Origin of the sequence: Micromonospora sp. NPDC001898, assembly GCF_042891255.1 — a bacterium.
Lineage (GTDB): Bacteria > Actinomycetota > Actinomycetes > Mycobacteriales > Micromonosporaceae > Micromonospora.
Map to the genome: position 1 here is coordinate 43,872 of NZ_JBIATC010000026.1, position 7,607 is coordinate 51,478.

3 protein-coding genes are annotated in these 7,607 nt (G+C 72.5%); 1 reads left to right on the forward strand and 2 read right to left on the reverse strand.

Translation table 11 applies throughout. The annotated features are described in order from the left end of the window. Positions 1-279: 279 nt before the first annotated feature. The gene (gene pulA / locus ACFYZF_RS28625) at positions 280-5,781 is read right to left on the reverse strand and encodes a pullulanase-type alpha-1,6-glucosidase (protein ID WP_387025961.1); all 5,502 of its coding nucleotides are present in this window, start codon (positions 5,779-5,781) and stop codon (positions 280-282) included. 184 nt (positions 5,782-5,965) lie between these two features. Continuing rightward, the gene (locus ACFYZF_RS28630; protein WP_387025963.1) at positions 5,966-6,631 is read right to left on the reverse strand and encodes a hypothetical protein; all 666 of its coding nucleotides are present in this window, start codon (positions 6,629-6,631) and stop codon (positions 5,966-5,968) included. Positions 6,632-6,700: 69 nt separating this feature from the next. On the opposite strand from ACFYZF_RS28630, the gene ACFYZF_RS28635 reads away from it, so the two are divergent. Next, the gene (locus tag ACFYZF_RS28635) at positions 6,701-6,880 is read left to right on the forward strand and encodes a hypothetical protein (protein ID WP_387025967.1); all 180 of its coding nucleotides are present in this window, start codon (positions 6,701-6,703) and stop codon (positions 6,878-6,880) included. Positions 6,881-7,607: the final 727 nt, after the last annotated feature.

Genomic DNA, 7,607 nt, shown 5'->3' on the forward strand with positions numbered 1-7,607 from the left:
AACAACGACGGCAAAGTCCGCCTCGACGACGAATCCATCGTCATCGACAACGACCCCACCAACTGCACCGGCCACATCCCCAACTGCTTCGCCTGACGGCAGGCAGGGCTGGTAGCCGGCGACGGTGACACCGGCCACGGGCAGTCCACCGGCCCCGCTCGGGAAGGATCCGCACACGGATCCCACCGGGCGGGGCCGGCGGCCGTCTCCGGTGCGGACGGACCGGACACGAGCCGGCCCCCTTCCGCCACGGGCGGAAGGGGGCCGGGCGGGCAACGGCTACTTCTGGACGAAGACCGCCACGCTGCGCGCCGGCACCGTGAAGGTGCCGGTGCCCCGGTCGAACGACGCCGTGCGCAGCACCGGGTCGGCGGAGGCCCTCAGCACTGGGTGCAGCGCCACGTCTGCCCCGCGCAGCCCGGCGACCCGCTGCCGCGCCGCCTCCGGGGTGGCGTTGAAGACGACGGTCACCGACCGCCACCTCCCGTCGAGCCCGCGGCCGTCGAGGGTCATGGTGAGCACGCCCGGGGTCTCAGCGGTGCCGGAGAGCGGGAAGGCGACCCGCTTCTGCACCTGGTCGGCGGTGGCCAGCCCGAACACCGGCGAGGACTCGCGGATGCGCAGCAGCTCCGCGTACCGGGCATCGGCCAGGTCGATCGCCGCGCAGCCCGGCACCAGCGACGGATCGGCCAGCAGCGGCTTCGCGTACGGCCACTTGTCCTGGTTGTCCGCCACCGGTGGGAGGCCGGCGCCGAAGCCGTTGCCCTGGGCACAGTCCCAGCGGATCTGGTTGAACCAGTCACCGGAGTTGTACGAGTTGCGGTCCAGCGACTTCGAGCGCAGCCGCTCCGAGCCGGCCGTCACGAACCCGGTCCCCTGGCCCATCACCACCGTGGAGAGGGCGAGCACCTGCATCCGGGCCCGGTCCGCCGCCGAGGTGGCCTGCGGCAGCTTGTACGCCAACGCGTCGTACAGGATCTCGTTGTCGTGCGCGTCGACGTAGGTGACCGCCTCCCCCGGCGCGGCGGTGTAGCCGGCGGGAGAGCCGTTGTAGTCGACCTGTCCACCGGTGACCCGCCGGCCGGCCGAATCGGTGAACCGGTAGCCACGCAGGTTGCCCGTCAGCCCGACCTTGATCAGGTCGTGGGCGTGCAGCAGCCGGGCCTTCTGCTCGGCGGCCGACCCGTTCACCGGGTCGCCGTTGGGGTCGGTGAACAGGCCCGACGCGAAGCCCTGCACCCGCGGGTTCGGGTCGAACGGTCCGCCGCCGCGCACCGCGTCACGGAGCCGGTCGTTGAACGTGCCGATCCCGGTCCCCGCCATGTTGGCCTGGGTGGCCTGCACGAACCGGGCGTCGTCGGCCACCTCGCCGAAGTTCCAGCCCTCGCCGTACAGCAGGATCTTCTGCCCGTCCACGCCGTCGCGGGCGACGGTGAGCCTGTCCAGGGCGGCCCGCACGGCCAGGATGTTCGCCTTCGGGTGGTGGCCCATCAGGTCGAACCGGAACCCGTCCACCTTGTACTGCTTCGCCCAGGTGACCAGGGAGTCGACCACCAGCTTGCCCATCATGGCGTGCTCCGGGGCGGTGTTCGCGCAGCAGGTCGAGTTGGCGACCGTGCCGTCGGACAGCAGCCGGTGGTAGTAGCCCGGCACCACCTGGTCGAGCACCGACTTGCCGTCGGTGCCCGATGCCGACGTGTGGTTGTAGACCACGTCCATGACCACCCGCAGGCCGGCGCCGTTGACCCCGGCGACCATCTGGCGGAACTCGGTGGTCCGCTTCGCCCCGGCCGGGTCGACGGCGTAGCCGCCCTCCGGCACGGTGTAGTGCAGCGGGTCGTACCCCCAGTTGTAGCCGTCGGACTCCGCCACCGCAGCCACGCACTTCTGCTGCTCGTCGGAGTCCGGGGGCAGCTTCGCCAGGTCACAGGCCGGCTGCCGCTGGTCGGCCCGGCGCTCGGGGATGGTGGCGAAGTCGAACGCCGGCAGCAGGTGCAGGTAGTCGACCCCGGCGCCGCCGAGCACCCTCAGGTGCCTCATCCCGGCCGTGTCCGGGTCGGTGAAGGCGAGGTAGGTGCCCCGCCGCTCGGCCGGCACGGTGCTGTCGGCGATGGAGAAGTCCCGGACGGAGACCTCCTGGATCTGCGCCTTCGCGGCCGGCGGCGCCGCCGGCTTGCGCAGCTTCGACCACCCCTCCGGGGCCAGCGCCGGGTCGGCCAGGTCGACGACCTGGCTGTGCGTGGAGTCCGGCGCGAGCGCCACCGAGTACGGGTCGGTCACCGAGGCGGTGACCACCTTCTGCGCCGCCGGCTGCCACGCCTCGACCCGGTACCGGTAGTACTTCCCGGTCCAGCCCCGATCGCCGCGCGCCGACCAGACGCCGGTGCGGTCGTCGCGGCGCATCGACACGGTGCGCGGCGCGGCGGTCGGCGAGTCGAACAGTTCCAGCGCCACCGTCCGCGCGGTGGGCGCCCACACCGCGAGGGTGGGCACCCCGCCGGCGAAGGTCGCCCCGAGCCTCGCGTCGGTGGCGGCGGCGTAGACGTCGTCGAGCACGCCCGGGACCTGCACCCCGGTCGCGCCGAGCAGCGCGCCCCGCGCGTCCCGCTCGGTCACCACGAGCTGCCCGCGCAGCGCCGCCGGCACCTTCGCCAGGTCGCCCCGGTCCAGGCTGAACGCCTGGTACGCCCACAGGTGCGGGTGCTTCGCGCGCTGGGCCTCGGTGAGCCCGTTGCGCTGCGCCCGCAGCGGCAACGTGGTGTACGTACCGGACAGCTCCCCGTCGACGACGCTCAGCCCGCCGGCCGGGGCGGCCACCAGGGCGTACGTCCGGCCGTCGGTGGGCCCGGCCTGCCAGGCCACGGTGGACCGGTCGATCCAGTGCGCCTTCTGCTGGGTGATGTCCAGATCCCTGGACACCCCGGACGAGGTCGACGGCAGCAACCGGCCCGGCGTGCCGGCGAGCAGCCACACCTCCCGGCCGGCGGCGGCGAAGTCCAGCCGCTGGTCGTCCGGCAGGTCCTTGGCGTCGCCGTTGTGGATGATGTAGCTCAGCCCGGTGGCCCCGGCCGCCAGCGGCACCCGGAAGACCGCGCCGAACGCGTCGGTCCGCTCCGGCTTGAGCGGGGCGGACCACTCGGTCGGGTCGGCCGCGCCGTCCCACAGGTGCAGGCCCCAGCCGTCGTAGTTGTTGTCGGCGCGGCGGTAGTGGATCAGCGCGGTGCCCTCGTCGACGGGCGGATCCGGCTCGCCGGTGGCCGCCTGCCGGGTCGGGTAGAGCGCGGCGTCGCCCTGTTTCACCCACACCTCGCCGGTCCGCGTGACGTCGATGGTCCGGTCGTTGGCGACGTCCTTGTTCCCGGCGGAGTCGACGACCAGGAAGCCGACCGACTTCGCGCCCGGCTTCAGCTTCACCCAGGCGAACCGGCCGAACGAGTCCTCGCCGGCGAACGGCTGCCCCTTCGGCCACTCGGTGACGTACGCGGGGTCGATGTCGCCCCACGCGTACAGGCCCCAGTCGTCGTACCCGCCGGCCGGGCGCTGGTAGTGCACCACCGCCCAGTCCCGCGACGCGCCCTGCGCCGGGGTGCCGACGGTGGCGGTGGAGCGGGTGCTCGCGGTGCGCCCCCTGCCGTCGCGGACGACGGCCTTGTACTCGATCCGCGTGCCGCCGGCCAGGCCGGTCAGGTCGTGGTGCACGGTGTACGGGGCCCGGTGGGCGCTGCCCAGCAGCGTCCACCTGCCGCCGGCGACCCGGGCGGCGACGGTGACAGTGGCCAGCGGATCGCCGGTGACCTGGGCGGTGACGGCGGCACGGGTGGCCACCGGGGCGTCCGGGGCGGGGGCGGTGATGCCGATCGACGGCTTCGAGTCGGCCTGCGGGATCGCCCGGCCCGCCCGGTACGCCACGGCGGACAGCGCCGGCACGGTCACGGCCAGCCTGCCGTCGGCCCCGGCGGTCGCCGTCGCCGCGCCGCCGTAGATCCCGGCGAAGGCCGCCCCGGCCGACCAGGTGTCGACGGTGACGGTCTGCGCGGTGCCGGCGTTGTTCACGGCGACGACGTACTCGGTGCGGTGCTTCGGGTCGATCCGGGAGAAGGCGAAGACGCCGGGGCCGTCGGCGGCGTACCGGGTGACCTGGATGCCGTCGCGCAGCGCCGGGTGGGCCTGCCGGAGCCGGCCCAGCTCGGCGATGGTGCGGTAGAGCGGGTGCGTCGGGTCGAACTGGTCGCCGGCGTGGGTGCGGTCGGTGCCGATCAGGTCGTCGTCGAGGTAGTCGGGCACCTTCGACGCGAACATGTCCTGCCGGGCGTCCTTGTCGCCGCCCGGGCCGGTGAAGCCCTGCTCGTCGCCGGAGTACACCACCGGCTGGCCCCGGGTGAGGAACATGAGCTGGTGGGCGAGCTGGTCGCGGCGTAGCTGCGCGGCGTCGCCGCCGCCGGAGGCCGCGATGAACGAGCCGATCCGGCCCATGTCGTGGTTGCCGAGGAAGGTGGTCAGCCGGTTGGCGTCGGTGTCCCGGGAGGCGTAGAGGTCGTCGCGGGCGTACACGTCGGCGAGCGCCTTCGCGGAGCCGTCGGCGGCGGTGTAGCCCCGGGCCGCCTCCTGGAACGCGAAGTCGAGGGTGGCCGGCAGGCCGCCGCGCCGCACGTACGTGGAGGTGATCTCCGGGTCGGCACTGTAGACCTCGCCGAACATGAAGAAGTCCTTCTTCCCGGCGGCTTCGGCGGCCCGCTGGATGCCCCGGCTGAACTGCGGCCAGAACTCCAGGTTGGTGTGCTTGACGGTGTCCAGCCGGAACCCGTCGACGCCGGTGCCGCCGATCCAGTCGCCATAGACCTTGGTCAGGCCGCGCACCACCTCGGGGCGCTCGGTCCACAGGTCGTCCAGGCCGTAGAAGTCGCCGTACTCGCTGTTCTCGCCGGAGAAGGTCGAGTCGCCCCGGTTGTGATACATGGTGGCGTCGTTGAGCCACGCCGGGACCTTGGCCTTCGCGTCGGCCGGGGTGTCGAAGGCCGGGGTGTACGGGAAGGACCCGGCGTTCACCGTCGGGAAGTCCCGGCTGCCGTCGGCGTAGTTGCGGTCCTCGAAGGCCCGCCCCCGCGCGTCGGCGTACGGCGCGGTCTTCTTGTCGATGTACGCGTACTTGCCCTCGGCGTACTTGATGACGTCGGCGGTGTGGTTGACGATGACGTCGAGGTACACCTTGATGCCCCGCTGGTGCGAGAGCTTGACCAGCCTCTTCAGCTCCTCATTGGTGCCGAAGTGCGGGTCGACCTGGGTGAAGTCGGTGATCCAGTAGCCGTGGTAGCCGGCCGACACGTCCGCGCCGACGCCCTGCACGGGCCGGTTCTTGAAGATCGGGGCGAGCCAGATCGCCGTGGTCCCGAGCCCCTGGATGTAGTCGAGCTTGTCCAGCACCCCCCTGAGGTCGCCGCCGTGGTAGAAGCCCTTGTCCTTGGGGTCGAGGCCGGTCTTCAGCCGGTCCCCGGCGAGCCCACCGGAGTCGTTGCGCGGGTCGCCGTTGGCGAACCGGTCCGGCAGGACGAAGTAGAACTGCTCGGCGCGGGCGTCACCGGAGCCTGCCTTCAGCAGGGCCTCGACGGAGGGTTCGGATCGCCACTGCACCGCGCCGGCGCCGGCGAGAGGGTCGGTGCCGGTCGGGCTCGGGGCGGCCTCGGCGGCGAGCTGGTGCGCGGCGACGGGGGTGCCGACGAGGGCGAGGGTGAGGGTGGAGACCAAGGCGAGCAACGCCTTACGGGACATCGGCGAGCGTTTCATCGACGGCCTTCCTCTGGTCGTGATTCGCCCGCACGCTAGCCCTTGCCGAAACGTTCTGCAATACCTTGCAAATGAGAGCGCAACAAGGCAGACATCTTGCAAGCGCCGACTCACGGGTGGACGCTCCTGCGCCGGCCCTCCCGCGCGGGCTTTCACCGCCGCCCGACGCCGTCGCCGCCGTCGCTCAGCCTTGCGGAATGTGTACCTCGATCTCGGCGCCGAGCTGGGCCCCGGCGGCCAGGCCGAGGTCGTCGCCGCTCCAGAACCGGCCCGGGTCGTACCAGTTCGGCCGGCGGCCCGCCGGCAGCAGGCCCATCGCCTCGTAGGTCACCGCGACCACCTCGGCGCAGTACGCCGTCTCCAGCGCCCGGTCGCGTACCGCGAGGTCGCCGGGGGTGTCCCGTCGGGCCGGCAGGGGCAGCCGCACCCGTGGCATCCGGCCCCGCGCCCAGCGCCAGGCGAGTTGGGCGGTGGAGGGAAACGGGGTGCCGTCGAGGCGGGCGATGGTACGCAGCACCGCCTTCTCCATCTCCGCGTCGGCGGACGGTTCGAGCTGCCGGAGCCAGGCCCGCTGGCCGTACCGGTTGGCCCAGACGCAGACCGCGTTCCGCAGGTCGTGCAGCTGCACCCCGCGCTGGTGGGTGCCGGTCCACATGTCCGGCAGCGAGCGGCCCAGCTCGGCGTGCCACATCAGCGGCGGCATGTCGTCCAGCACCACCGCCATGCCGACGTGGTTGACCGGGCTGTTGGTGGTGAACTGGATGGCGCGGTCGGGCGCGCTACGACCCCGGAACACCCACACGTCGCCGGTTCGGGTCAACTCCACGGCCTCGTCCAGGCTGATGCTCATGCCCTCACCCCGGCGCCGTCGGTGCTCTGCTCGCTCATGGGGGTCTACCCTAAGCGGATGCGGCAACGGATGCGGTGGTGGAAGGTGCTCGGGCTGGCTGGTATCGCTGGTGTCGCCGCGACCGGGGTGGTCGTCGCCCGGGCGGAACGGCGGCGGCGGGCGTACACCCCGGAGGAGATCCGGGCCCGGCTGCGCGACCGGCACGCGGAGGCCAGCACCCCCGGCACCGGCCCCGACACCTCGGCCTGAGCCCTCCGACCCCTCGGCCGGTTTCCCAACGGTGCTCTCCACCACCGCCTCAGGCCAATCACCCCTCGGGGTACGCGCCCACCCCGGCCGCGAGGTTTCGCCGGGCACTTCCGGCCCCGGACATCCGTTCCAACACCCACCAGGTCGTGTTGGTCAAGAGGTTTGTGTCGGGATGCCCCCGCTTTGACGGGGGCCGGAGGTAAGGCAGCATCCGTCATCGTCGGCCGGCGGGTGATACCTGTTCGGCCCCCTTTGCTCTGCTGCCCTCCGTGCAACGCTCACGGAGCGTGGCCGGGGCCTCCTGCTGTCCGCCCGTGTTGGCCCGCGGCCTGGAGCGGATGCGCGGTGCCGGTGTTGCGGTGACGGCAGCAGAGCAAAGGGACCGGGGGCACTCCGGCTTACCGGGGGCACTCCGGCTTACCGGGGGCACTCCGGCTTGAGGATGGCCGGAACCCGTCTGCAGCAGCCAGCTTCGTCGGTGGTGGCGGTCGGCCATCCTGCCTGCCATCGACCCGGCGAGCCGAGCAGAAGGCAGCCGCCGTACGGACCACGCCCCGGCCTCACCCCGTTGATCAAGTGGTTTGTCGGGTTTCGCCGCCCCGTTGACGTGAACCTCTTGATCGACGGGGTGCGGTGGTGTCTGGTTTGGGGTGGGGTGTCCGGTGGTCGGGGTCACCGTGGGGGTGGAATCGGTGGGGGGTCGGGGGCGTTGTACATGGTTCACCCG